A 23938-nucleotide genomic window follows, 5' to 3' on the forward strand; every position below is an offset into this window, starting at 1 on the left:
CACCCTTCCTGACGTCCCACTGATTTAGCGGGAGTAGTATTCGACGATCATCTGGACATCAGCCTGGACCGGAACTTCCACGCGGCGCGGGCGGCGCACCAGCGTGAACTTCAGCTTCTCCAGGTCAACATCAAGATATTCGGGAACCGCGGGGAGCACATCGCGGTGCGCGCCCTGCGCGGCCACGAGGAACTGCGGGGAGGCCTGCGACTTCGGCTTGACCTGCACAACCTGACCCGGGGTTACGCGGTAGGAGGGGAGGTTGACGATCTTGCCGTCCACCATCACGTGGGAGTGGCCCACAACCTGGCGAGCCTGGGCGATGGTACGCGCGAAGCCGGCGCGCAGCACCAGGGCATCGAGGCGCATTTCCAGCAGCTCCACGAGGTTTTCACCGGCCAGACCATCCTGGCGGCGCGCTTCTTCCCACACGCGGCGCATCTGCGCTTCGCGGATGCCGTACTGGGCGCGCAGGCGCTGCTTTTCCTTGAGGCGGACCGAGTAGTCGGAATCCTTGGTGCGGCCGCGGCCGTGCTCACCGGGACGGTAGGGGCGGCGCTGCATATAGCGCTCAGCCTTCGGGGTGAGGGCGATGCCCAGGGCGCGCGACTGACGCACGGCCTTACGAGAACGATTTCCTGCCATGAATAATCTCCTGTAGATGTACGTTCCAGCGCCGAGCGGCGCCGGTTCGGGGCCAACACAATCGGCTAAGACCCCAGGTGTTACTTCTCGCAAAGCAACCGAACTAGTGTATCAGTTCTCCCGGCCCAGCACCTCGCGGTTACGGGCCAGGCGCGGGGTGATATTCGCCTCGTAGCCGCGGGTGGTCGGTTCGTAATACCGGGTGCCTTCCAGGCCCTCCGGCATAAATTGCATGGGGGCGATACCTTCCTCGTAATCATGGGCGTAGCGGTAGCCCTCCCCGTAGCCGCGTTCGGCAGCTCCCTTGAAGGAAGCATTGCGTAGCGCCAGGGGCACCGGGGCGCTTTTCCCGGCCCGCACATCGGCAATCGCGGCATTAATCGCGCGGTAGGCCCGGTTGGATTTCGGGGCGGTGGCCAGGTGAACCACGGCTTCCGCCAGGATGATCCGCGCTTCGGGCATCCCCACCAGCGCCACGGCCTGGGCCGCCGCGGTGGCGGTTTGCAATGCGGAAGGATCGGCCATCCCCACATCTTCGGCCGCGGAAATCATGAGGCGGCGCGCGATAAATCGCGGGTCCTCCCCCGCTTCCAGCATGCGCGCCAGATAATGCATTGCTGCATCCACATCCGAGCCGCGGATCGACTTGATAAAGGCGGAAATCACCTGGTAGTGCTCATCGCCATCGCGGTCGTAGCGCACGGTGGCACCATCGGCGGCCCGCGCCACATCCTCCACGCTCACCCGGTGTTCCCCGCGGGCGCGCGCCCCGTCCACCGCGGCTTCCAGGAGGGTCAGGCTGCGCCGCCCGTCCGCCCCGGCCAGGCGCACCAGGTTATATTCCGCATCCTCGTCCAGGGTATATGCCCCGCCCAGCCCGCGCTCACTGGTGAGGGCCCGATTGATGATGGCGCGGATATCGTCGTCGTTCAAACCGCGTAGCGTGACGAGAAGCGAGCGCGAGAGTAGCGGCGCCACCACGGAAAAGGCCGGATTTTCGGTGGTCGCGGCCACCAGGATCACCCACCCGTTTTCCACGGCCGGCAGCAGCGCGTCCTGCTGCGTTTTCGAGAACCGGTGCACTTCGTCAATAAAAAGCACGGTTTCGGTGCCGCTGCTCACCAGTTTGCGCCGGGCGCTCTCCACCGCGGCCCGCACGTCCTTCACCCCGGCGCTCACCGCGGAGAGCTCAATAAAATCGCGCTGCCCGGACCGGGCAATGAGGTACGCGAGAGTTGTTTTCCCCACCCCGGGTGGTCCCCACAAAAATACTGACGACGGCGCAGACCCGGCCTCCGCGTCAATGAGGCGGCGCAAGGGCGCACCGCGGGCGAGCACCTCATCCTGACCTACTACCTCGGCGGCCGTGCGCGGGCGCATCCGGACCGCCAGCGGGCCGGTATCGGAATCGGGCACCCCGCGGGCATCAACTTGGCTACTTTCGAAGAGATCCACCCTCCCAGTCTACGAGCTCGGCGCTTGGGCGCACGCGCGGGGTGGGCGCCGGCTCACGTGCGGGCCGAGCACCGGATACTGGTGGCGGGTACGGGTGGCACTACGGGCAGCGCGCGCGAAAGCTCCAGGTCAAGCGTTCAAAGATGGCTTAAAAACCGCTATTTTTCGGGAAAATGAGCGATAATAGAGGCATGACAGAGTTGTTAGCGCGTGCCTCTATTCGCCACCCGTGGAGAGTCATCATCACCTGGATATTGTGCGCCGTTGTTGCCGGTATCGCCGCACTGTCAGGTTTCGGTCAGGGAGGCCTGTTCTCCCGCATGTCCTCCACCCAGGGCCTCACCACCGGAACGGAATCCGCTCGCGTCCTGGAACTCACCGATTCCCAGGGCGATTACCGCATGGTGGCCGTGATCCACGGCGCCACCGAACCGCAGCAACTCACCGCTGATATTGCTGATCTCAGTGAAAACATCGCGAAAATCCCGGGTGTTGCCAGCGCGGTGAGCTCGCCCTCCCTCGTGCGGGAAGCCGAAGTGGAAGGCGCAGCCCAGGCGGAGGAGAAAGCGCGCGCGGAATACCAGAAAGCCGCCGCCGCGGCCCAACAGCAACTCACCGCCCAGATTGAGGCGGCTACCGCGCAGCTCATGCGCGCCGGTATGCCGCGCGAGGCAGCCCAGGCCCGCGCCACCCAGGAAGTAAGCGCCGCGGCGGCCGCGGCCCAGGCGGGCCAACCCAGTGAGGAAGAAGTCATCGCTTCCGCGCGTGAAGAAGGTATAGCGCAAGCCCGTACCCAGGCGAGCGAGGAAACGGCCGGTTTGCGCGCCGCGGACGGTTTCGCCCTCGTCATTACCTTCACCTCGGATGCGAAGAGCGAAGCCACCGAGGCCGAAGTCCAGCAGGCGCTTGATTCTTTTGCGACCGCTCACTCTGTCCAGGTGGATGCCACCTCCGCGAACGCCGCGATGACCGCTATTAACGATGTGGCCCGCCACGATCTGGTGCGCGGGGAAGCCATTGGCCTGCCCGTGGCCCTCATCCTCATGGTGCTGGTCTTCGGCGGGGTCCTCACCGCTCTCATGCCGCTGGCCGGAGCTATTGTTGCCATCATTATTACCCTAGGCGGTATTTGGCTCCTCACCTTCGTGGCGGATGTGGATTCCTTCGTGCTCAATGTGGTCTCCATTATCGGCTTGGCGCTCTCCATCGATTACGGCCTGCTGGTAGTTTCCCGCTACCGGGAAGAAATCACCCGCGGTATTGAGAAACGCTACGGGCCGGGCGCCCGCCCGGAGAAGAAAGACCTGGCCGTCATTATGGAAGGGGCGCTGGCCACCACGGTCCGCACCGCCGGGCGCACCGTGATCTTCTCCGCCGTCACCATTGCTTTTGCCATTGCCGGGCTGCTGGCCTTCAATTCCCGCATTATTCGGGTGATCGCCATGGGCGGTTTCGTCGTCGTGCTGCTCGCGGTTATTTCCGCGGTAAGTTTGGTACCTGCCCTTTTGCGCATTGCCGGGCCGCGGCTGGCCCAGCCTTCTGTGCTCGCGAAAATTCCCGGGCTGGGGCATCTCATGCGCGCGGTGGGTGATACCCATACCGATCACGGGGTGTTCTCACGGATTGCCGGATGGGTGCAGCGCCGCCCGTGGGTGATTATGACCGTGGTAACGGCAATCCTCGTGGTCATGATTATTCCTATTAAGGACACCACTTTACGCACGGATACCAGCGAATATATTCCGGTGAGCTCCTCGCCGGGCACCACCCAGGAGATTCTCAAACGCGATTACCCAGATTTGAGCCAGCCGGCCATTACCGTCCTGGTGAAGGGCGATGCCGCCGCGCTGCGCGAGCAATCGGAGTGGATTGCCGGGCTTCCGGCGGTATCCAAGGTCGGGGAATCCACGAAGATGGATAACGGCTGGCATAACCTCGGGGTATTTGTCAGCGGTGGGGATCCCACCTCCGCCCAGGCCAGTAACACCGTTCGCGATATTCGCGCCCACGCGGAAAGCGCCGCGAATACGGAGATCCTGGTGGGCGGCAGCGCGGCCATCCAGATTGATTTCAATCGGGTGCTACGCGAGGGCGCGCCCATTGCTTTCGCGGTGGTGCTACTCGCCGTGCTCATCTTGCTCTTCCTCATGACCGGCTCGGTGCTGATCCCCCTCAAGGCCATCATTATTAATTCGCTCTCCCTGGTGGCCTCCCTTGGGCTCACCGCTTTCCTCTTCGATAACGGCCTGTTGGGCTTGCCGGAAACCGACGGGCTCACGGCGGTGGTGGTGGCCTGCGGCCTGGCCTTCGGCTTTGGGCTTTCCATGGATTACGAGGTATTCCTGGTGGCCCGCATGAAGGAATATTGGGATGCCGGGGAATCGAATGACCGGGCGGTTTCCCTGGGCTTGCAGCGTTCCGGGCGGATTATTACCTCCGCAGCCGCGATTATCGTGGCGGTTTTCGTGGGCTTCTGCTTCGGGCAGATGCTGGCGATCAAGGAAGTGGGCGTGCTGCTGGCCATCACCGTGATTGCGGATACCAGCCTCAGCCGTATCCTCCTGGTTCCGGCCACCATGACGGTGCTAGGCAAGTGGAATTGGTGGGCGCCGCGCTGGCTTTCGCGTATCTACCAGCGTTTCGGGGTGTCCGAAGGCGGGCACCGCACCCTCGAACACCACGAGCCGGCAACCGCCACCAAGGACAGTGCGCCGGTAACGCTTCCCGCGGGCGCTACAACGCAAAACGCCAGCACCACCGATGCCACCGCAAGCGCGAGCACCGCGGCATCGGCGCCACGCGGCCGGCACGCCGCGCCATAATGGAGGCATGTCTGAGATCGATCACCTGAAACTACCTGAACTCCTGGGTATCACCTGGTTGCAGGCGGGCGCCATAGCCGTGGCCACCTGCCTCATCTACCTTTTCCTCGTGGTGATTTTGCGGGCCCTGGGGCAAAACGTGGTGAGCCGGCTCTCCACCTCGGATATGGCGGCCGTCGTCGTTATTGGGGCGATCGCGGGGCGCGTCACCCTCGGGCATACTCCCACCCTGGCCGGCGGCGTCGTCGCCCTTCTCACCCTGTTCTGCATGCAAGCACTGCTGCGCTTTATCGCGCTCTCCCACCGCGGGGAGGCCTGGGTGCACGCGCGGCCCGTCGTTATTTGGGCGCGCGGGGAACTCACGCCCGCGGCACGGCGGCACTCGACCACCACGGAAGAAATCATGATGGCCGTGCGTTTGCGCGGCGTTGCGTGTGTGGACGACGTCGCAGCTGTCATCCTCGAACCCAACGGGCAGCTATCGGTACTCACCGGGCCGGCCACCGCGCTTGATCCGCGCCTGCTCGCGGGTGTGAAAGACGCCGAGCGCATCTGAGCACGCTCGGCGTCTTCCCTGCATATCGCTAGCTTCTTCGCGGCTGCCGACTACAGGCCACCGCCTACGCGGCAGCTAGGCCGCTGAGAGGCTACTTTCCAGCAACTTGCCAGCTACTTCCCGGCAACCGCGGGCCGCTACTTTCCGGCAGCTGCCCCGGCAGTATCACCGACCGCCGGCGCTTCCTCCGCGAGGGGTGCCCCGGTTGCGGCATCCACCGCGCCGGAGCGAGCCTTCGGGGTGGCATCCACACCGGCTTCCTTACGCTGCTGCGCGGTAATTTCCGCGGGAGCATCGGTGAGGGGATCCCAGCCGTTGCCGATCTTCGGGAAGGCGATAACGTCGCGGATCGAGGGCGCCTTGACCAGCAGGGACACAATGCGATCCCAGCCGAAAGCAATCCCGCCGTGCGGGGGCGCACCGAATTTGAAAGCTTCGAGGAGGAAACCGAATTTCTCCTCGGCGGCTTCCTTATCGATACCCATGACCTTGAAGACGCGTTCCTGGATATCGCGGCGATGGATACGTATGGAACCGCCTCCGATCTCGTTGCCGTTGCAGACGATGTCATAAGCGTTCGTCAGCGCACCGGCCGGATCGGTATCGAAAGTATCGAGGTGTTCGGGCTTGGGAGCGGTGAAAGCGTGATGGACGGCGGTCCAGCGCGAACCGAGGGCCACATCGCCTTCCGCGGCGGCCTGGGAAGCCGGCTTGAACATGGGGGCATCCACCACCCACACAAAAGCCCAGGCATCCTCGTCAATAAGGCCGACCCGCTGGCCAATTTCCAAGCGGGCCGCACCCAGCAGTTCGCGGGAGAAGGTCGGCTCACCCGCGGCGAAGAAGATGCAATCCCCGGGCTTCGCGCCGGTGGCTTCGGCCAGGCCAGCACGTTCCGCGTCGGTAATATTCTTGGCCACCGGGCCACCCAGGGTGCCATCCTCCGCGATGGTGACGTAAGCCAGGCCGTGCGCACCGCGCGCCTTCGCCCATTCCTGCCACTTATCGAAAGTGCGCCGCGGCTGGGAAGCCCCACCGGGCATCACCACCGCACCAACATAGGGATTCTGGAAGACCCGGAAGGTGGTGTCCTTGAAGTACTCGGTCAGGTCGATAAGTTCCAGCCCGAAACGCAGGTCCGGTTTATCCGAACCGTACTTTTCCATGGCGTCCTTAAAGGTCATCCGCGGAATCGGGGTGGACAGGTCGTAGCCGATAAGCTTCCAGATTTCGCGCAGCACTTCTTCGGCCACCGCGATAACGTCATCTTGATCAACGAAGCTCATTTCCACGTCCAGCTGGGTGAACTCCGGCTGGCGATCCGCGCGGAAATCCTCATCGCGGTAGCAGCGAGCGATCTGGTAGTAGCGTTCCATCCCGCCCACCATGAGCAGCTGCTTAAAGAGCTGCGGGGACTGCGGCAGGGCGTACCAGGTTCCCGGGTTGAGGCGCGCCGGAACAATAAAATCGCGGGCGCCTTCCGGGGTGGAACGGGTGAGGGTCGGGGTTTCAATCTCCACGAAATCGTGGCCGTCGAGTACCCGCCGGGCCGCCTGATTCACCTTGGCGCGCAACCGCAGGGCCTTCTGTTCGTAGGAGCGGCGCAAATCCAGGTAGCGGTACTTGAGGCGAATATCTTCGGAGACCTTGCCGGCCCCTTCGGCGTGATCGGAGACCTGGAAAGGCAGAGCTTCGGCGGGGCTGAGGACCTCAACGTCCGTGGCCTCCACCTCGATCTCGCCGGTGGCCAGGGCAGCATTCGCATTGCCTTCCGGGCGTTCGCGCACGATCCCGGTCACCTTAATGCAGAATTCGTTACGCAACTCGTGCGCAATTTCTTCACGGACGGTCACCTGGGCGATACCCGAGGCATCACGCAGATCAATGAAGGCGATACCCCCGTGGTCACGGCGGCGATCCACCCACCCGGTCAGCGTCACTTCGCTGTCAATATCACTTGCTCGCAGCGAGCCGGCATAACGAGTACGTAACACGCTTTTGTCACTCTTTCTATCGTGGGAAACGGCTAGACGGGCCGTCCTAAGGTGCTTGCGAGACGAGCAAGCACCGGCTCCATGGTAGAACCCGCGGCACGCTCCGGGCAAAAGTTACGCTCCGGCCGCCCGCCGAACACATCTCATTACGCTCTGCCACCGCACCAGGCGGCCCCACGCGGCCCCACCCGTGGCCCACGGTGGCACACACCACCGCATGTACCCGGCTGCGCCTCTTCCTTTCTGCCCCCTTTCGCTGGTCTAATGGATCTAATGAGCAGGTATCTATCTCCGGAGCGCGAACGCCTTTTCCGTATTTTTTCCGTTGGCTTTATTTCGCTCGTTGCTTTTGAGAGCATGGCGGTCACCACGGCCATGCCTACCGTCGCGCGCGCTTTTGACGGCCAGAACCTTTATGCCCTCGCGCTCGGCGTGGTACTTGCGGCCCAGTTAATGACGACGGCGCTAGCCGGAGAATGGTCCGATTCCAAAGGCCCGCATTCTTGCCTGTACACCGGCGTCGTGCTTCTCACCGTGGGGCTCACGATCTGTACCGTCTCCCCCAGCATGGAAATTTTCGTGGCCGGCCGCGCCATCCAAGGCCTGGGCGGGGGCCTCATTATTGTGCCCTTCTACACCATCGTGGGCAATAGCGTGCAGCCGCGTCGTCGCCCCGGATTCTTCACCGCTTTCGCCGCGGCCTGGGTCCTCCCCTCGCTTTTCGGCCCCCTGCTCGCCGGAATTATTGTTGAGGCAATGTCCTGGCGGTGGATTTTCGGTTTCGTGCCGGCCACCATCCTGCTCATCGGGCCCTTCTTCTTTATTGGGATGAATAAAATCCCGGATATTGATCGCGTCAAGAAGCCGATGAATATTCGCACCATGGTCATTCCGGCCTTCGGGACCGGCGCATTGGTCGCTTGCCTGCAAATTATGAGCGGGGCGACGGAGCATAGTGCGCACACCTTCGCCATTATCGGGGTGTGTGGATTCGCCTTGCTTTTCTGCGCTCGTCCGCTTTTCCCGCGCGGGACTTTCCGCGGGGTGCGCGGGCTGCCCGCAACTATTGCCACCCGCGTTCTCCTCGGTACCTTCACGGCAATTGAGATGTTTTTGCCGCTCCTGCTCCAGGATGTGCACGGGTGGAGCCCGGTGGAAGCCGGTCTTATTTTGTCGGTCGGTTCGATCACCTGGGCGGTGGGATCGTATTTCTCCGGGCGGATCACCAATGCCGCGCTGCGCCTGCGCCTGCCGCTGTGGGGCTCGATTGGCGATGCTATCGGCCTTGGCCTGGTGCTGGCCGGCTCGCATCACGCTCTTCCCGGAAGCCTCGTTATTATCGGGTGGGCCATCGCGGGTATCGGATGCGGCTTCGCGTTCCCGGCGCTGAGCGTACACGCCCTCGCCTGCACCTCCCAAGAGGGCCAGGGGCGCACTTCTTCCGCGCTCCAGGTTGCCGATTCCATGGGAACCTCGCTGGTAGCCGCAATTATTGGGATTATTTATTCGGTGCTCACCCCGCCGCAGGATATTGCACTGATGGCCGGCATCGCGGTGTCCATTGCGCTGACCATTGCCGGCGCGGTGGTAGCCAGCCGCATTGTGCCACCGGCGGGCAGCGAGGCCGCGGAAAATCTTGCCGAATCGCAGCGCCTGAGCGGCGTGGGTCCGGGCGGGGAACAGCTGAGCGGCTCGGATATGCTCAGCGAAGATTCCAGCGCCGCGTGAACAGAGGGCAAGCTCACCGCATATATCCAGCGCCGGGCTTGCACCCCGGAGTAAACTAGTAGCGGCGCGTTTGCGCCCCCTGTGCCTATGTTAGGAATCCATGTCTGAACATCTCGGCGAAAATACGCCGTCTGATTCTTCCTCCACCGCCACCCCGGCGACTTTCGCTGACCTCGGTCTTTCCGAGGAAACGCTCACCGCTATTCATGCTCTCGGTTTTGAACACCCCTCCCCGATCCAGGAGCAGGCCATTCCGCTGCTGCTGAGCGGGCGGGATGTTATCGGCGTCGCCCAAACAGGAACGGGGAAAACTGCCGCTTTCGGTTTGCCGCTTCTGGAACAGGTGGATACTAGCAGCGCCGTCGTTCAAGCTCTGGTGCTCGCACCCACCCGCGAACTCGCGCTTCAGGGCGCGGACGCCATTGAATCATTCGCGCGCGGTACGGATACCAAAGTGCTGGCCGTGTACGGCGGTTCGCCCTATCCCCCGCAGCTTCGCGCCCTCGAAAACGGCGTGCATGTGGTGGTGGGCACGCCCGGGCGCATTATGGATCTCATTGATCGCGGCGCGCTCGTGCTCGATCACGTTTCTTACTTCGTTTTAGACGAAGCGGACGAAATGCTGCGCATGGGCTTCGCGGAGGACGTGGAAAAGATCGCCTCCGATCTGCCCGAAGAGCGCGTATCGGCGCTTTTCTCCGCCACCATGCCCCCGGCGATTCGCCGCGTGGCCGATTCTCACTTGAACGACCCGGAGGAAATTACCGTTACGCCGCCGGCCTCCACGGTTGCGAATATTACCCAGGAATTCGCGGTGGTTCCGGCCCGCCGCAAGGTGGGTGCTCTCGCTCGGGTCCTTGCGGTTTCTGAAGCCGACGCCGCCCTTGTATTCGTGCGCACTCGCGCCACCGCGGAGGATTTGGCGATTGAGCTGGGTACCCGCGGGGTGGCCACCGCGGCGCTTTCGGGCGACGTCGCCCAAAAGGATCGCGAACGCCTGGTCNAATAAGGACAAGGCCGATCCTTACGTGCACCGCATCGGCCGCACCGGCCGCGCCGGGCGCGAGGGCCGCTCGCTCACCTTCGTGACGCCGAAGGAACTGCCGCGCCTGCGCCGCATCGCGAAAACCACCAAATCACAGATGGAAGAAATCGATCTTCCCACCCCGGCGGAAGTCTCGAAACTGCGCGCCGCCAAACTCATGGAGCAGGCCCGCACCCGTTTCGACGCCGGGCGCCTCGGGGTCTACCGCGAGGTCCTCGAGCAATTCCTGGCTGCCCAGCAGGAGGCGCAGCAGAATAAGAACGACGACGCCGTAGCCTCCCCCGCTACCCTCCCGCTTGACGAGGGCGTTGCTGAGGCAGCAAGCTCGGTTCCGGCTGACTCGGAAGGCGCCGTCGTTACCGATACTACGGAAAACTTCGAAAACGAAACCGGTACCGGAAACAATACCGATGCCGAGACGGAAACCGGTGCAGAAAACGAGGCTGCGAGCGAGGCTCCCGCACCGATGAGCCTCGAGGATATTATCGTGGCGCTGCTGGCCTTGGGCGTGCGCGATCCCGGGCCTTCCGCGGATGAAGAGGAAAGCTTCACCGGGGAGGACAGCCGCGATTCCTTCAAGAAGAAGCGACGCGAAGCTCGCGAATTCAAGGGCGGGAAGCGCTACCGCATCGAGGTCGGGCACAAAGACCGGGTGCGTCCGGGTGCGATTGTTGGCGCGCTCACCCACGAAGGTGGGCTGCGCGGCTCGGACCTGGGCCATATCGATATTTACCCCACCTTCTCCCTGGTGGAAATTGGGGTGCCGCTTTCTCCGGAAGCCCGCCGGCGTATCTCCGAAGCGCAGGTTTCCGGGCGTGCCCTGCGGATTTCTGAAGACAGTGGTGCTCCCGCCGCCCGCCGCGGCGGCCCCGGACGTTCGGATCGCGCGGGGCGTTCGGATCGGGGCGCACGCGGAGACCGGCGCGGGCGCGGCCGCGGTTCTTTCAACCGTGGCGATGACGGTGATTACGGTTCGGATTACCGTTCTGAGCGCCGCTCGGATCGGCGCCATGACCGGCATGATCGCGGGGAGCGCCGCGGTGGGCGCGGGTGGCGGCGTTCATAGTTTGCGCTTCCCGGTGTTCACGCGCTGGTAACCATGTCCCGGTAGAGTGGCCATGGGTGGATAATCTTTCATCCATCGCCACGCTTCCGAGGAGAATTCCATGCGTAAACTTGTTGCCGGTCTTGCAGCTATCTGCACCGCATTCACTCTGACGGCCTGCTCGAACGGTTCCGGAAAGGATGCCGCACCCTCGCGTGATGAGGTTGTGGCCGGACTTAACAAGGGATTCAATTCCGCTATTGAGGAGGCGGGTAACAAGCTCCCAGCCGGACTTCACGAATCCATTGTTACCGGCTTCGTCGAGTGTATGGCCGATGGTGCTATCGAACAAGGTGTCTCCGTAGAAGGCCTCAAGATTATTGCCAACGGTGACGTAAAGAAATTCGATGAAGTCTCTAAAGAAGACAACGATATCCTCCAAAAGGTAACGGATAACTGCGCCACGAAGCTCGCCGGGCAGCCCCAGGGGTAATACTCATCGGGAAGAGCCACCGGGTCATACCCTGCCCAACGGGGAGACGGCCCAGCTCGTAACGTATCTTCATGCAAGCATCCGCGAAGTTGCGCGACACCCGTGGGATTGCGCGACTCCCGCGGGGTCGCGCAACTCCCGGGGCTGAGCGAGGCGGTGGATTTCACGCGGGAACCCCGCGGGCGAAAGCCGCGTAGCTGATAGTATCTACTTGTTTTATTCCGCATGGAAATGAGTGAAGATGCGTAAACTTTTAGGTGCAGCGGCTGTGGCATGTCTCGCGATGAGCCTAGCCGCCTGTTCGGGTAATAGTAATAAGTCGGAATCGGCTTCGCCAGCTGCGAAAACGTCGGCTGCCGCCTCGGCGCCGGCAGCTCCCTCGGCAAGCGATGCGAGCCCCGCTCAGCCTTCCGCGCCGATCACCGATAAGGGTCCGGCAGCTATTGCAACGGACGGCCCGGCTCCTACCCGCGATGAGGTGAGCGCCGGCATGCTTGCCGCTACGTCCGAGCTGCTCAAGAACACGCAGGATATCCCGGAAGCTCAAAAGGCCATGCTCCCCAAGCTTGTGGAGTGCACGGTCGATGAAGGGCTCAGCCGTGGCCTATCCGAGCAGGGCCAGCGTAATATCGCCGCGCAGATCCTTTTGCTCTCGCAGGAAGACCAAGCGATTATGGGCGAAGCAGCCAAGGTTTGCGGGGAAAAATTCGGGGCTAATACCCAATAAGCATTGGGCTGGCTGCTGGCACAGGATGCGAGTCTCGATACATAAGTAAGGGCGGGAGTCTCCATTTAAGGAGGCTCCCGCCCTTAGTCCGCTGTGCTTATGCACGCTGCTTATGCGTGCTGGTTATGCGCGCCGGTTTTAGGCATCCCATCCGGTGAGCCGCAGGCGGCGCGCTCGCCCGGACACCCCGCGCGCGGAGAGCTCGCGGAGCTTTTCCAGGGAGTCGGTTCCGGCCCGCACCTGGGTGCCCGAGAGCCCATCGAGCTCACCGGCCGCGAAGGCCTGGGCAATAGCCACCGATTCGCCAAGCGGTACCCATTCGGTGCGGTCCCGGTAACGTTTCATGGATGCCGTCATATCGGTTTTCACCGCACCGGGATTGAGAGAAAGCACCCGCAAACCACGCTGATAACCAGCCAAATGCAAGGATGCCGCCAGCCGCAACAGCGCCGTTTTCGAGGTGTAATAGGATACCGCGTCCGCGGAATCATGAGATGCCGCGGTGGCGGACAGGTCCAGGATTCTCCCGCCGCCGCGCTCGAGCATAATAGGTACCAAAGTTTGGGCCAGCTGGAACGGGGCTTCCACGTTAATCGCGATGGTGCGCTGGAAATCCTCCAGGCTGGTATCCCAAGGAAGTTCTTCTTCCCCGTACACTCCGGCGGAATTGAGCACCATATCGGGAGCGCCTTCCTCGAGGAGGATACGCAGCATCTCCCGGATAGAAGATTCCTTCGCCAGGTCACACCCGAGGGTAATAACCTGAGCACCCCGGATCTCGCATTCGGTGGCGGTACCATCCAAATTCGATAGTTTGGTCGCCAGCAAAATGAGGGTGCGCCCGGGCGCCGCTAAACCAATAGCGAGCTCCTTGCCCACGCCCCGGGAAGCCCCGGTAATGAGAATCCGGCGGGCCGGTGCGAGTCCTTCCGATTCCTGCGGTGCGGTAACCTGCTGCGCGGTCGCTTGCTGCCCGGTTACCGATTGCGCGGTCATCTGGTCGCCCGCATCCACGCGCTCCACCTCCTGCTGCGCCATTAGGCCCTCAGCTCCGCGCCGAAGTCCTTGCGCATCCGGCGTGCCACTCGGTGGCGTACCTGGGAAGTTTCTTCAGCGGTCAGGGTGTGATCGGTGCGGAAGCGCAGCGCGAATGCCAGCGACTTCTTCCCTTCCGGAACGGGATCACCCGTGAAAACATCGAAAAGCTCAATGCCTTCGAGGGCCTCCCCCGCGGCGGCCACGATGGCGGCCCGCACATCACCGGCGATCACATCGGCATCAACAATAAAAGCAAGATCTTCCTTAGCAACAGGACTGGTCCACACCGGCTTGACCGCGGCGGGTTCCACGGTGGCCGGAAGTGCGGCGTCGGTATTCACTTCGAAAGCGACCGAACGCGCCGGAATATCCAAGGCCTTGCATACCGCCGGAGCGAGTTCCCCGGCGTAGCCAACAACGCGGTCTCCGCTGAGGATAGCCGCGCAGCGCCCCGGGTGCCAGGGTGCCTGGTTCGCGGCGCGCACCGAAACCTCGGCGAGCATACCGGCAGCGCGCCGCCCGGCTTCTACCGCATCCCGCCAATCCCAGGTTTCCACCGGGTAACCGGCCCGGGCGGCGGTACGCGGCCCGCAGGCCACCCCGGCCACGTGATGGGGTTGGGCGGGGATAGCCGCGTGGAGGGCGGCAATCTCGTCCTCGGAAGGCCGCTGACCCGCCGCCGGAATCGGGGCCGGACTGATACCGGCCGGCCGGCTCACCGTGCCCATCTCAAAGACCGCCACCGCCGGATTACCGCGCTTGACGTTGAGCGAGGCCACCGGAATGAGGGTATCGAGCAGGGAGGTGCGCAGCAGATTGGCCTCATCCTGCAGCGGATTGGCCAGCGCGATAGCGGTGCGCCGCTCATCATCAGCGGCGTAGCCGAGCTCATCGAAACGCGCGGCCGGAATGAAGGGATAGGTCAGCACCTGCACCCACCCGGTTTCCGCCAGGGTGCGCGCAATATCGCGGCGCTGGCGCTGCGCGGGGCTCAGGCCGCGCCCGGCCGGAGCCGCCGGAACGGCGGTGGGAATCGCATCATAGCCTTCCAGGCGTGCGATTTCCTCCACCAGGTGAGCCGAGCCCACCAGATCCGGACGCCAGGTGGGAGGCTGCACGCTCCACACCGCGCCGCCGCGTTCCACGGTGCAACCGATATCCGTGAGGATCTCCGCAATACGATCCTCGCTCAGCTGCAACGAGGTCAGGCGTTCCACATCCGCAACCGGGAAAGCGAGCGCGGGCAACTGGTGTACCTGCCCGTACACAAAGACCTCATCGGTTGCTTCCCCCCCGCCGTATTCCACCAAAAGGTCGACGACGCGCTGCGCGGCCACCGCCGCCACCGCGGGATCCACCCCGCGTTCGAAACGCTTGGAGGCTTCGGTGGGGAGCTTGTGCCGCCGGGCGCTGCGCGCCACCGATACCGCATCGAAATGCGCTGCTTCTATCAGCACATTGCTGGTTTCCGCGGTGATCTCTGTATCGGCTCCGCCCATCACGCCGGCCACGCCGAGCACGCGCTCTCCCCCATTATCGGTAATAAGAAGATCTTCCGGATCGAGGGTGCGTTCCACATCATCAAGGGTGGTGAGTTTTTCGCCGGCCTTAGCCCGGCGCACCACCAGCCCGCCGCCGCGGATCTTATCCAGATCGTAGGCGTGCAGGGGTTGACCCAGGTCAAGCATCACGTAATTGGTGGCGTCTACCGCGAGAGAGATGGAGCGCTGGCCGGCTTGCTGGAGGCGGCGTGCCATCCAGGCCGGGGAGGGTGCCGCCGGATCTACCCCGCGCACCACCCGGGTGACAAACAGATCGCATCCGGGCTGGCCGTGAATCGGGGCGTTATCTTCCACGCGCACCGGGAACCCGGTGGGGGTGGCTTCCGGGAGCGGAGCGTCCGCCAGGCCCGGGTCGGTGAAGCGAGCCCCGCTGGAGTGGTGGTATTCGCGCGCTACCCCACGCATGGAGAAGCAGTACCCGCGATCCGGGGTCACGTTAATTTCCAGGGTTTCCCCCGGCAGGCCCAGGAATTGCCTGGCATCACTGCCGAGTTCCACACTGGCCGCGGCTGCGTCGTCGAGAACAATAATGCCCTCGCTTTCATCCGAGAGCCCGAGTTCGCGTTCCGAACACATCATGCCGTCGGAAATATGGCCGTAAGTTTTGCGGGCCGCGATCTCAAAACCGCCCGGCAGCACGGCGCCGGGGAGGGACACCACCACGGTATCGCCCTCTTCGAAATTATGGGCGCCGCAAATAATGCCGCGCGAGGGCAGCTCGGAAGGCTCGCGCCCCGTTCCGGGTTCGTCGTTGTACTGCCCTACGTCCACGCGGCAGTAGTTAATGATCTTCCCGTTGCTTTGTTTCTTCGGTTCGCGGCTGAGCACCCGACCGAAGACCAGCGGGCCGGTGACCGCGCCGGGGTGGATTGCTTCTTCTTCCAGGCCGACTTTTACCAGCGCGGCAGCCAGCTGCGCGGGGCTGAGATCCTCGGGCAGCTCAACGTGTGAGCCCAACCATTCCTGCGGAATCAGTGGCATTAGTTTCCCCTCCCGGTGGTTCCGAATTGCATGGAGAAGCGCACATCGCCTTCCACCATGTCACGCATATCAGCGATGGAATTACGCAGCATCAGGGTGCGCTCCAGGCCCATTCCGAAGGCGAAGCCAGTGTAAACATCCGGGTCAATGCCGTTATTGCGCAGCACTTCCGGATTGACCATGCCGCAACCGCCCCATTCGATCCAGCCCGGGCCGCCCTTCTTCTGCGGGAACCACAGGTCCATTTCGGCACTCGGTTCGGTGAAGGGGAAGAAGGAGGGCCGCAGCCGCGCCTTCGCTTCCGGCCCGAACATATGGCGGGCGAAATGATCCAGGGTGCCCTTGAGATGGGCCATGGTCAGGCCCTTATCCACTGCCAAGCCTTCCACCTGGTGGAATACCGGGGTGTGGGTGGCATCCAGCGCGTCGGTGCGGAATACCTTGCCCGGGCAGGCGATGTAGAGCGGGGCGCCGCGGCGCAGCAGCGCGTGGGATTGCACGGGCGACGTGTGGGTGCGCAGCACCAGGTTGCGTTCCTCGGTGACCGCACCGTCAGGGCCGACGACGCCCGATACGTAGAAGGTATCTTGCATCTGGCGTGCCGGGTGGTCAGGCCCGAAATTCAGGGAGTCGAAGTTGAACCACTCGTGCTCCACTTCGGGACCTTCGGCGATCTCCCAGCCCATGGCAATAAAGAAATCAGCAATATCCTCACTGAGAACCGTGAGCGGGTGGCGTGCCCCGCGCGGAGAGCGGTTGGTCGGCACGGTAACATCCACCGTTTCGGTGGCCAGAGCCGCGGCCGCTTCCGCTTCCTCAATACGAGCGGTGGCGCTGGCGAGGGCCGCCTGGATTTCCTTGCGGGCCGCGCCCAGCAGTTTACCGGCGATGGGCTTTTCTTCTTTGGCGAGGTTCCGGATCTGCATATTCGCGTGAGTGATCGGAGCATTATCACCGCTGTGCGCGAGGCGTGCGGCTTTCAACTCCTCGAGGGTGGTGGCCGCCGCAAAAGCGCTACATGCCTGTGCGACGGCCGCCTGCACTCCCGCTTCGTCCAGGGGACTGAGCTGTGAGGACATAGCTGCCTTTCTTGTAGTTAACCATGTCAATTCTAGTCAAACTCGCCGAAAGTGCGTAACAGCGGGGCCGAGATGGACTCGGCCCCGCTGTGAGGTTACTGGTAGCGCGCTTGCGCCGCGGTACGCGGCGCCGGCGTCGTTCCTAGAATTTAGCGCTGGCTGAGGGGAACCTCAGGCCAGAGTTCATCCCAGGAATGCCCGGTGAGGTCTTCGGCAACCTTGCGAGCTTCGGGAGTGGCATCTTCCTTCGCCCCGCCCGCTTCCAGGCGATGGATCTCATCCATGAGGATGGCGTGGGTGTGCTTATCCAGCTTGACGAAGCGAGACACCAGCAGCGCCACCCCGATGAGGATCGCGGGAAGGATGACCGTCACGAAGGCGATCATATGGGAAGCACCGGTGGACTGAACCACCTGGCAGGAGCTTTCCAGCGCACCGGAGGCATCCACCTTGCAGGCACCTTCGTGCAGCGGGGTGTAGCCGGAGGCCGCGAGGTTCGTGCCCTTTTCCAGCGGGTTGACGAAGCCGCCCAGGTCCATGAACCAGCCCACGAGGAAGGTTCCCAGCGCACCGGTGGACTTACGCCCGAAGGTCATAACGGCGGCGTAGATGCCGGCGCGATCTTCGCGGGTCATGATGTAATCAACGTCCGGGATGAAGGGGTACACATTCCACGGGGTGTATTCCAGCAGCGCGCGCCCGCACTGGTAGATCACCGCGGTGGCCAGCAGGTAGATGAAGGCGTTGCTTTCCGGCCCGATGAGGTAGATCGCGCCCACACCCGCCAGCGAGGCGAGGATCAGGGTGAAGGAGAAGGCCCACAGGAAGCGCGGCCCGTGCGAAAGCATGAGGAACATGGCCCAGATCGTCATGGGAATACCCACGATGGACACGGCCTGCAGCCAGAAGCCCTGAGATTCGCTCATCCCCACCGCGTAGACCGCGAAGAAGGTCAGCGCCGAAGCGTAGACATCCTTCCCGGTGAAGGAGAAGAGGTAGACCGTCAGGTGCTTGTTGTACGAAGAGTTGCGGAATACCGAGGTGAATTCCACCGCGGTGTGCTTGAGCATCTGGAAACCGTTCATCTTCGGCATGGCGTCGAGTTCGGCCACGAATTCCGGGGTGAGCGGGCGTTCCCAGGTGGTGGCGTAGGTGGTGAAAACGCCGATAGCGAAGAGCACCGCGAAGGCGCCGCCGATTCCCAGGTAGGCCCAGGGGTTGGAGACGTTGCCGCGCACCAGCGCCGGGATGAAGAACACCACGAAGGTGCCGGTGGCCGAGCAGAACATACGCATCGAGGAGAGCGTGGTGCGTTCCTCGTACTTGCGGGTCATTTCGGTAGGCAGGGTTTCCCACGGAATGAGGATCATCGCGATAATAACCTCGATCAGCAGGTAGATGACGAGGTAGTACCAGAATCCACCGAAGGGAATCCACAGCAGCGGGAAAATAATGAGCAGCAGGGGCGCGCCGATCATGAGGAAGAAGTGGCGCCGGCCGAACCGCCGCCCCAGCTTCGTGCGGTAGAAACCGTCCGTCAGCGGGCCAATAAACACCGAAATAACGGCGTCAACGATACGAGCCACACCGAGGATGAGGCCGCCCTGGGTAGCCGTCACCCCGCCGTAGTTCGTGAAGAAGTACAGCAGCAGACCGGAGATGATGGTATTCCACCCACCACCCATAAGGTCCACCAACCCGAAACAAATACCGCGACCAATGGTGATCGGCTTGGCGGTGTACACGCGCAGCTTGGAGAGTTTCTCCAGCTCGCCACGCTTATCGGCGTCGAGGGCGCCGCTATTGTGTGTTCCCATTTTCTTTTGTCTTTCTGTGAAAGGAGGAACGGTTGTGGTTCGCCATCGACTCTTACCGCGCTCACGCTCGGCTTCCGTGCCCGCGCGAGCTGTTACCGCGCTACACTGCCGCGAAGCTATCACTACCGCTCTTTCGCATCAAAAGCTTATAAGTTTCCGCGGCTTTCCAGCAGTTACCTAGCTCCCCGTTCGTATCGTGGACGAGGAACGTGCCGCCGGAGAGATTCTCTGAAAACCGCGGATTCTCGCGGTTTTTAGCACGACGACGGCGCTGACGCGCACCCTTCCGCCACCACCATGATATTTTTCACATTTAGAAATTCCCGTTTCTAGCTCTCAAATACTCTCCCGAAAACCGCATGTTTTCGCGTAAAGTGAGAGAGCGGGCCGCGGCGTCGTCGTCGTTGGCTACGCACCCGGTCTCCGCGCCCGCGTGCCCCCGGGCGGGGTGGAGTACCTTAAAAGAAGCAAGCCGAGGCGAGGGAAAGCCCCGCGCCCGGCTCAAAAATAGGAGGATTCAATGTCGACGCCCCTCACTCTCAACCCGGACCGGCTTTTCCCGGCAGATCCGACGCAGCGGAAACTGGCGCGCGAAATTTTCGAGGTCACCAAGAAGCATCCCATTATTTCCCCGCACGGCCATGTTCCCCCCGAATGGCTCGCTCTCAATACTCCCTTCACCGATCCCACGAGCATGCTCCTCACCCCGGATCACTACACCAACCGCCTCCTGCACGCGGTGGGCCGGGTGGATCTGGCCGATCTGGGTGTGCCGGTAGGAAGCCCGCTCTCCCCCGAAAAGTCCCGCGCGGCCTGGCGCCTGTTCTGCAAGAACTGGTGGACCTTGCGCGGTACCGCGGTGCAGGGTTGGTTTGAATCCGAATTTGTGGATGTCTTCGATGTGCATGTGCGCCCCTCCGAAGAAACGGCCGATGAGATCTACGATCACATCAACGCTCTGCTCAAGACGGAAGAATTCCTGCCCCGCTCGCTGTACAAGCGTTTCAACCTGGCGATGATGGCCACCACCGATGATCCGGTTTCGGACCTGCGCTACCACAAGCAGCTCCTGGATGATCCCACCTGGGAAGGCTATATTCCGCCTACCTTCCGCCCCGATAAGTACCTCGAACCGGCCACCCCTGACTTCAAGGCTAATGTGGAGGCGCTCGGCCAGGCAGCCGATCAGGATGTGTCCACCTACGAAGGTTACGTGGAAGCCATGCGCAAGCGCCGCCTCTTCTTCAAGGAGATGGGCGCGGTCTCCTCCGATCACTCGCATCGCGATCCGGGTACCGCACGCCTGCCCGAAGCGCGGGCGGCCGAACTCTACAAGCTGGCCCTGGCCGGCAAGATTTCGCCGGAAGATGGTGCGGCCCTGCGCCGGCACATGCTCAACGACCAGGCTCGCCTGGCCTGCGAGGACGGCCTGGTCATGACCTTCCATCCGGCCGTGTACCGCAACCATCACCAGGCGGCCTTCGAGCGCCTGGGTGCGGACGTCGGGGGCGATGTGCCCATGGCCGTGGAATTCACGAATAACGTGCAGCCCATGCTTTCCGAATACGGAGACAACCCGAACTTCCAGGTTGTTTTCTTCACCATCGATCAGGATGTCTACCAGCGCGAACTGGCCCCGCTGGCCGGGTACTACCCGAGCGTGTACGTGGGCGCCCCGTGGTGGTTCATCGATGAGCCGGATGCGATCCTGCGCTACCGCGAACAGGTCACCCCCTACGGCACCTTCTACAAGACCTCCGGGATGATCGACGATACCCGCGCCTTCGCTTCCATTCCCGCACGGCACGACGTCGCCCGCCGGATGGACTCGGTTTACCTGGCACGGATGGTGGCCGAACACCGCCTGGAGCTGGACGAAGCCCTCGAGGTGTCCGAAGCCCTCGTGACCACGATTCCGGCTCGGGCCTTCCGGGTGGATACCTCCAAGCTGAGCGGAACCACCGCGAAGTAAGGAAACACGCCCACGTAACGGGTACTCGTCGGTGACCGGAGTACCGCTCTGGAACTGGAGTGCGGCTCCGTAACGAACTACCCGGGACTGAGAATTTGGCCGTGCGCGATACGTTCGCGCACGGCCAAGTGTTTAACTACCTTAATGTGAAGTGACGGCCGCCACTTTGCTATGATCGACTTGTTTCATTAATCAATGGAAAGGAGTCGCCATGGCGAACGAATTTGTGGACAAGATTAAGGAAGGCGCAACCGAGGCTTTTGATCGGGCCAAGGAATTCGGCCAGAAGGCCGCCGATAAGGCGGGCCAGCTGGGCGATGCTGCGAAGGAAAAGTTCGAGGAAGTCAAGGACGAACTGACGGACAAGGACCACGGCGATAAGGCTGAGGAGAAGGCCTCCGATGCTGGTGACAAGGCAAAGGATGCTGGCGAAAAGGTCAAGGATGCCGCTTCCGATGCCGGTGATGCCGCCAAGGAAAAGTTCGAGGACGTCAAGGACAACCTCTCCGATAACAAGTAAATCCACCATTCGGTACATCCACCCAGTACCGAAATATCCACCTCAGTAGTGATGGGCTACCCGGCGGCGGGTGCCCCGCAGCGGGCGGCGAAGAAGATTCTTCGCCGCCCGCGTGGCTTACCCTGTGTATTTATTTAGGGGCGCTGCTGGATCATCGCCGTCGTACTGGAAAGGATCGCGGCGGCCATAGCAACATTGCAGGATTCGGCTTTCCCGTAGATCGGGATGGCGACGGTCGCATCGACATTGGCATCTACATCCGCGAAACCGTGCGCTTCATTGCCCAGTAGCCAGCACACCGGCCGGGTGAGATCCGGGCCGAGGGGTGGTTGCCCGAGGTAGGCGGCGTCGTTCGCGGAGGCCACCAGGGTGGCCAAGTCCCACTCCCCCTCGCCGGTGGCTGCCAGGAAGCTGATGCCCGCGCGTTCGAGCACGCCGTCGAGCTTGCTGACGTTAATGGAATCGAGCACCGGGAGGTGGAAAATGGAGCCGGCCGAGGAGCGAATAACTTTCGGGGACCACAGTTCCACGCTGCCGCGCCCGAGCAGCACCGCATCACATCCGGCCACGTCCGCGGCTCGAATAATGGCGCCCACATTGCCCGGGTCTTGAATATTCGCGGTGGCCAACACCAGCTTTGCGCACTTGACCGTGGGTGTGAGCGCGGGTGTTTCCGGAATGTCGATAACGGCCACAACGCCGCGCGCATCTTCGGAGAGGGCCTGCATCTCATCGGCATTGAGTGGGTGGTGGTAGACGCCGGCATTTTTGATGAGGTCACCGAGTTCCGGGTTGGAAATGAGGCTCGCTTTCGTATAGTAAACGTCGCGAACCAGATTCGCGCGATGCGCGAGGAGTTCTTGAACGGCTCCGGGGCCTTCCACCAGGGTTTGCCGGAAGCGTTCGCGCTGCTGGGGGCGGTGCAGACGGGCGGCGCGAGTGAGTTGGGTATGCGATGCGGGTGTGCTTTTCACGGGTTGTTTCTTTTTCTGTAGAGGTGGGTGTAGCAGGGTGTGTAGAAAGGCGGGCGCAGGTTCTCGGGAGCCGCTAGGGCCGCACGAAGCCGTCGGTAAAGATGCCGGCCACGCCCCAGCGTTCTAGTTGCCGGGCACGTTCGGGGTTGTTAACTGTGTAGACGTGCACGTCTCGGCCCGCCGCGCGGGCCTGCGCCACCACGGCCGCGGTCACGGCGTCGTCACTCACATGCAGGTAACGCGCATCGGTGAGGTCAAGCACGGTGCGCCAATCCGGCCCGAAACTCGCGCGCTCGAATAGCGCGCCGCGCGGGATTTCCGGGGCGTGGCGCGCGAATTCGGCCAGTTGCAGGTGGGAGAAAGAGGAGACGAGCGCCCGCTCGGGGCCGAGCCGCCGGGCTTGTTGCGCCACCGCTCGAACCAGGGCGCGAGCCTGCTCGCCGCCCTGCGCGCAGGGTTTCATTTCGATATTGATGCCCATCCCGGTCTCGAGGGCAAAATCGACGAGCTGGGCGAGGGTGGGGATTTTTTCTCCCGCGAAGCCGGGGCTGAACCAGGATCCGGCGTCCAGGGTTTCCAGGTCCGTAGCGCGTAATTCATCGACGCGCCCGTGGCCGGTGGTGGTGCGCTCCAGGGTGGCGTCGTGGCACAGCGGGAGGGTGCCATCCGCGGTGATATCCACATCCGTTTCGATCCAGGTGAATCCTGCCTGGTAGGCGGCCCGGAATGCGGCCATGGTGTTTTCGGGTGCGTCGGCGGACAGGCCGCGGTGGGCGAAAAGTTTCATGATTGTAGTCTAAACGCAGCGGCCCGAGTAACGAGGTATCGTCACTCGGGCCGCTGATGTATCACGCTTGAAAAAGCTTAGGCAACCTTGGGTGCGTTCACGTCTTCCGGAAGCGCAGCCTTGGCGGCATTGACCACCGCGGTGAAACCGGTGGGATCATTGACGGCCATTTCAGCGAGCTGACGGCGATCAACTTCAATTCCGGCCAGGCCCAGGCCCTGGATGAAGCGGTTGTAGGTCATGCCTTCGGCGCGCACGGCCGCGTTGATGCGGGTGATCCACAGCTTGCGGAAATCGTTCTTCCGCTTCTTGCGGTCGCGGTAGTTGTAGACGAAGGAATGGGTGACCTGTTCCTTGGCCTTGCGGTAGAGGCGGGACCGCTGCCCGCGGTAGCCGGACGCCCGATCGAGGGTAGTGCGACGCTTCTTCTTGGCGTTAACGGAGCGCTTGACGCGTGCCATGTTTTTCTCCTTTTACAAAACTTTTCGTCGGACGAATCTAGCGGCCGAGCAGACGGTTAACTTCGCGAAGGTTGGACTTGTCCACAACCTGGTCGCGCGAGAGCCGACGCTTCCGGGTGGAGCTCTTGTGCTCCAGCAGGTGGCGCTTATTGCGCTGTTCGCGCATGAGCTTGCCGCTTCCCGTCACGCGGAAACGCTTCTTCGCACCGGAGTGCGTCTTCATCTTGGGCATTGTTC

Annotated in this window: 18 protein-coding genes and 1 pseudogene; 8 read left to right on the forward strand and 11 right to left on the reverse strand. The window is 62.7% G+C overall.

Translation table 11 applies throughout. From position 1 onward, the window contains the following. Positions 1 to 24 precede the first annotated feature (24 nt). Both rpsD and CZ322_RS07705 read right to left on the reverse strand, forming a co-directional pair. Complete coding sequence (gene rpsD, locus CZ322_RS07700) at positions 25 to 645, reverse strand: 30S ribosomal protein S4 (protein ID WP_016442833.1); 621 nt, start codon at positions 643 to 645, stop codon at positions 25 to 27. A gap of 111 nt (positions 646 to 756) precedes the next feature. Then, entirely contained in the window at positions 757 to 2100 is a 1344-nt protein-coding gene (locus tag CZ322_RS07705; RefSeq protein WP_087070827.1) for a replication-associated recombination protein A, read from the reverse strand. A 191-nt stretch (positions 2101 to 2291) separates the two neighbouring features. Here CZ322_RS07705 and CZ322_RS07710 point away from each other — a divergent pair, with 191 nt between their 5' ends. Together CZ322_RS07710 and CZ322_RS07715 are read left to right on the forward strand one after the other, a co-directional pair. Continuing rightward, on the forward strand, positions 2292 to 4922 hold the full coding sequence (locus CZ322_RS07710; protein WP_234984505.1) for an MMPL family transporter: 2631 nt from the start codon (positions 2292 to 2294) through the stop codon (positions 4920 to 4922). Between the two features lie 7 nt (positions 4923 to 4929). Continuing rightward, on the forward strand, positions 4930 to 5478 hold the full coding sequence (locus CZ322_RS07715; protein ID WP_159455016.1) for a DUF421 domain-containing protein: 549 nt from the start codon (positions 4930 to 4932) through the stop codon (positions 5476 to 5478). A 137-nt stretch (positions 5479 to 5615) separates the two neighbouring features. Here the strand turns inward: CZ322_RS07715 and aspS are convergent, their stop codons facing one another. Beyond that, positions 5616 to 7472 (reverse strand): aspartate--tRNA ligase, encoded by a 1857-nt coding sequence (gene aspS / locus CZ322_RS07720; RefSeq protein WP_087070830.1) that lies wholly within the window; start codon positions 7470 to 7472, stop codon positions 5616 to 5618. Between the two features lie 273 nt (positions 7473 to 7745). Between aspS and CZ322_RS07725 the strand changes: the two genes are divergently transcribed. From CZ322_RS07725 to CZ322_RS07740, 4 genes and pseudogenes are all read left to right on the forward strand, one after another. After that, on the forward strand, positions 7746 to 9200 hold the full coding sequence (locus tag CZ322_RS07725) for an MFS transporter (protein ID WP_087070831.1): 1455 nt from the start codon (positions 7746 to 7748) through the stop codon (positions 9198 to 9200). 100 nt (positions 9201 to 9300) lie between these two features. Then, a pseudogene (locus CZ322_RS07730) lies at positions 9301 to 11311 on the forward strand (DEAD/DEAH box helicase). A 100-nt stretch (positions 11312 to 11411) separates the two neighbouring features. Next, a complete protein-coding gene (locus CZ322_RS07735; protein ID WP_087070832.1) occupies positions 11412 to 11783 on the forward strand; it encodes a hypothetical protein in 372 nt (123 codons plus the stop codon). Positions 11784 to 12024: 241 nt separating this feature from the next. Next, on the forward strand, positions 12025 to 12510 hold the full coding sequence (locus tag CZ322_RS07740; RefSeq protein WP_143231883.1) for a hypothetical protein: 486 nt from the start codon (positions 12025 to 12027) through the stop codon (positions 12508 to 12510). 138 nt (positions 12511 to 12648) lie between these two features. Here CZ322_RS07740 and CZ322_RS07745 read toward each other — a convergent pair whose 3' ends face one another. The 4 genes from CZ322_RS07745 to CZ322_RS07760 form a co-directional block, all read right to left on the reverse strand. Further along, the gene (locus CZ322_RS07745; RefSeq protein WP_234984506.1) at positions 12649 to 13548 is read right to left on the reverse strand and encodes an SDR family NAD(P)-dependent oxidoreductase; all 900 of its coding nucleotides are present in this window, start codon (positions 13546 to 13548) and stop codon (positions 12649 to 12651) included. Then, on the reverse strand, positions 13548 to 16091 hold the full coding sequence (gene pheT / locus CZ322_RS07750; RefSeq protein ID WP_087070834.1) for a phenylalanine--tRNA ligase subunit beta: 2544 nt from the start codon (positions 16089 to 16091) through the stop codon (positions 13548 to 13550). The genes CZ322_RS07745 and pheT overlap by 1 nt, the downstream gene beginning before the upstream one ends. Continuing rightward, complete coding sequence (gene pheS, locus CZ322_RS07755) at positions 16091 to 17170, reverse strand: phenylalanine--tRNA ligase subunit alpha (RefSeq protein WP_087070835.1); 1080 nt, start codon at positions 17168 to 17170, stop codon at positions 16091 to 16093. Before pheS ends, pheT begins: the two co-directional genes overlap by 1 nt. A 149-nt stretch (positions 17171 to 17319) precedes the next feature. Continuing rightward, positions 17320 to 18987, reverse strand: coding sequence for an MFS transporter (locus tag CZ322_RS07760; protein WP_087070836.1), 1668 nt, complete (start codon positions 18985 to 18987; stop codon positions 17320 to 17322). 520 nt (positions 18988 to 19507) lie between these two features. On the opposite strand from CZ322_RS07760, the gene uxaC reads away from it, so the two are divergent. Together uxaC and CZ322_RS07770 are read left to right on the forward strand one after the other, a co-directional pair. Then, complete coding sequence (gene uxaC / locus CZ322_RS07765) at positions 19508 to 20959, forward strand: glucuronate isomerase (RefSeq protein WP_087070837.1); 1452 nt, start codon at positions 19508 to 19510, stop codon at positions 20957 to 20959. 211 nt (positions 20960 to 21170) lie between these two features. Beyond that, positions 21171 to 21479 (forward strand): hypothetical protein, encoded by a 309-nt coding sequence (locus CZ322_RS07770; protein ID WP_026429409.1) that lies wholly within the window; start codon positions 21171 to 21173, stop codon positions 21477 to 21479. Between the two features lie 134 nt (positions 21480 to 21613). Here CZ322_RS07770 and CZ322_RS07775 read toward each other — a convergent pair whose 3' ends face one another. The 4 genes from CZ322_RS07775 to rpmI form a co-directional block, all read right to left on the reverse strand. Further along, positions 21614 to 22453: a TrmH family RNA methyltransferase gene (locus tag CZ322_RS07775; protein ID WP_087070838.1), complete on the reverse strand. Its 840-nt coding sequence runs from the start codon at positions 22451 to 22453 to the stop codon at positions 21614 to 21616. Between the two features lie 73 nt (positions 22454 to 22526). Beyond that, positions 22527 to 23240: a glycerophosphodiester phosphodiesterase family protein gene (locus CZ322_RS07780; protein WP_087070839.1), complete on the reverse strand. Its 714-nt coding sequence runs from the start codon at positions 23238 to 23240 to the stop codon at positions 22527 to 22529. A gap of 77 nt (positions 23241 to 23317) precedes the next feature. Beyond that, on the reverse strand, positions 23318 to 23701 hold the full coding sequence (gene rplT, locus CZ322_RS07785) for a 50S ribosomal protein L20 (RefSeq protein WP_026429412.1): 384 nt from the start codon (positions 23699 to 23701) through the stop codon (positions 23318 to 23320). Positions 23702 to 23738: 37 nt separating this feature from the next. Next, positions 23739 to 23933 (reverse strand): 50S ribosomal protein L35, encoded by a 195-nt coding sequence (rpmI, locus tag CZ322_RS07790; protein WP_016442851.1) that lies wholly within the window; start codon positions 23931 to 23933, stop codon positions 23739 to 23741. Positions 23934 to 23938 lie beyond the last annotated feature (5 nt).

The organism is Actinotignum timonense, assembly GCF_900155575.1.
Taxonomy (GTDB): domain Bacteria; phylum Actinomycetota; class Actinomycetes; order Actinomycetales; family Actinomycetaceae; genus Actinotignum; species Actinotignum timonense.

Bases quoted from the DNA above. Each gene is read 5' to 3' on its own strand.
- rpsD (WP_016442833.1), bottom strand. From the start codon at position 645: ATGGCAGGAAATCGTTCTCGTAAGGCCGTGCGTCAGTCGCGCGCCCTG.
- CZ322_RS07710 (WP_234984505.1), top strand. From the start codon at position 2,292: ATGACAGAGTTGTTAGCGCGTGCCTCTATTCGCCACCCGTGGAGAGTC.
- CZ322_RS07715 (WP_159455016.1), top strand. From the start codon at position 4,930: ATGTCTGAGATCGATCACCTGAAACTACCTGAACTCCTGGGTATCACC.
- CZ322_RS07725 (WP_087070831.1), top strand. From the start codon at position 7,746: ATGAGCAGGTATCTATCTCCGGAGCGCGAACGCCTTTTCCGTATTTTT.
- CZ322_RS07735 (WP_087070832.1), top strand. From the start codon at position 11,412: ATGCGTAAACTTGTTGCCGGTCTTGCAGCTATCTGCACCGCATTCACT.
- CZ322_RS07740 (WP_143231883.1), top strand. From the start codon at position 12,025: ATGCGTAAACTTTTAGGTGCAGCGGCTGTGGCATGTCTCGCGATGAGC.
- CZ322_RS07745 (WP_234984506.1), bottom strand. From the start codon at position 13,548: ATGGCGCAGCAGGAGGTGGAGCGCGTGGATGCGGGCGACCAGATGACC.
- pheT (WP_087070834.1), bottom strand. From the start codon at position 16,091: ATGCCACTGATTCCGCAGGAATGGTTGGGCTCACACGTTGAGCTGCCC.
- pheS (WP_087070835.1), bottom strand. From the start codon at position 17,170: ATGTCCTCACAGCTCAGTCCCCTGGACGAAGCGGGAGTGCAGGCGGCC.
- CZ322_RS07760 (WP_087070836.1), bottom strand. From the start codon at position 18,987: ATGGGAACACACAATAGCGGCGCCCTCGACGCCGATAAGCGTGGCGAG.
- uxaC (WP_087070837.1), top strand. From the start codon at position 19,508: ATGTCGACGCCCCTCACTCTCAACCCGGACCGGCTTTTCCCGGCAGAT.
- CZ322_RS07770 (WP_026429409.1), top strand. From the start codon at position 21,171: ATGGCGAACGAATTTGTGGACAAGATTAAGGAAGGCGCAACCGAGGCT.
- CZ322_RS07780 (WP_087070839.1), bottom strand. From the start codon at position 23,240: ATGAAACTTTTCGCCCACCGCGGCCTGTCCGCCGACGCACCCGAAAAC.
- rplT (WP_026429412.1), bottom strand. From the start codon at position 23,701: ATGGCACGCGTCAAGCGCTCCGTTAACGCCAAGAAGAAGCGTCGCACT.
- rpmI (WP_016442851.1), bottom strand. From the start codon at position 23,933: ATGCCCAAGATGAAGACGCACTCCGGTGCGAAGAAGCGTTTCCGCGTG.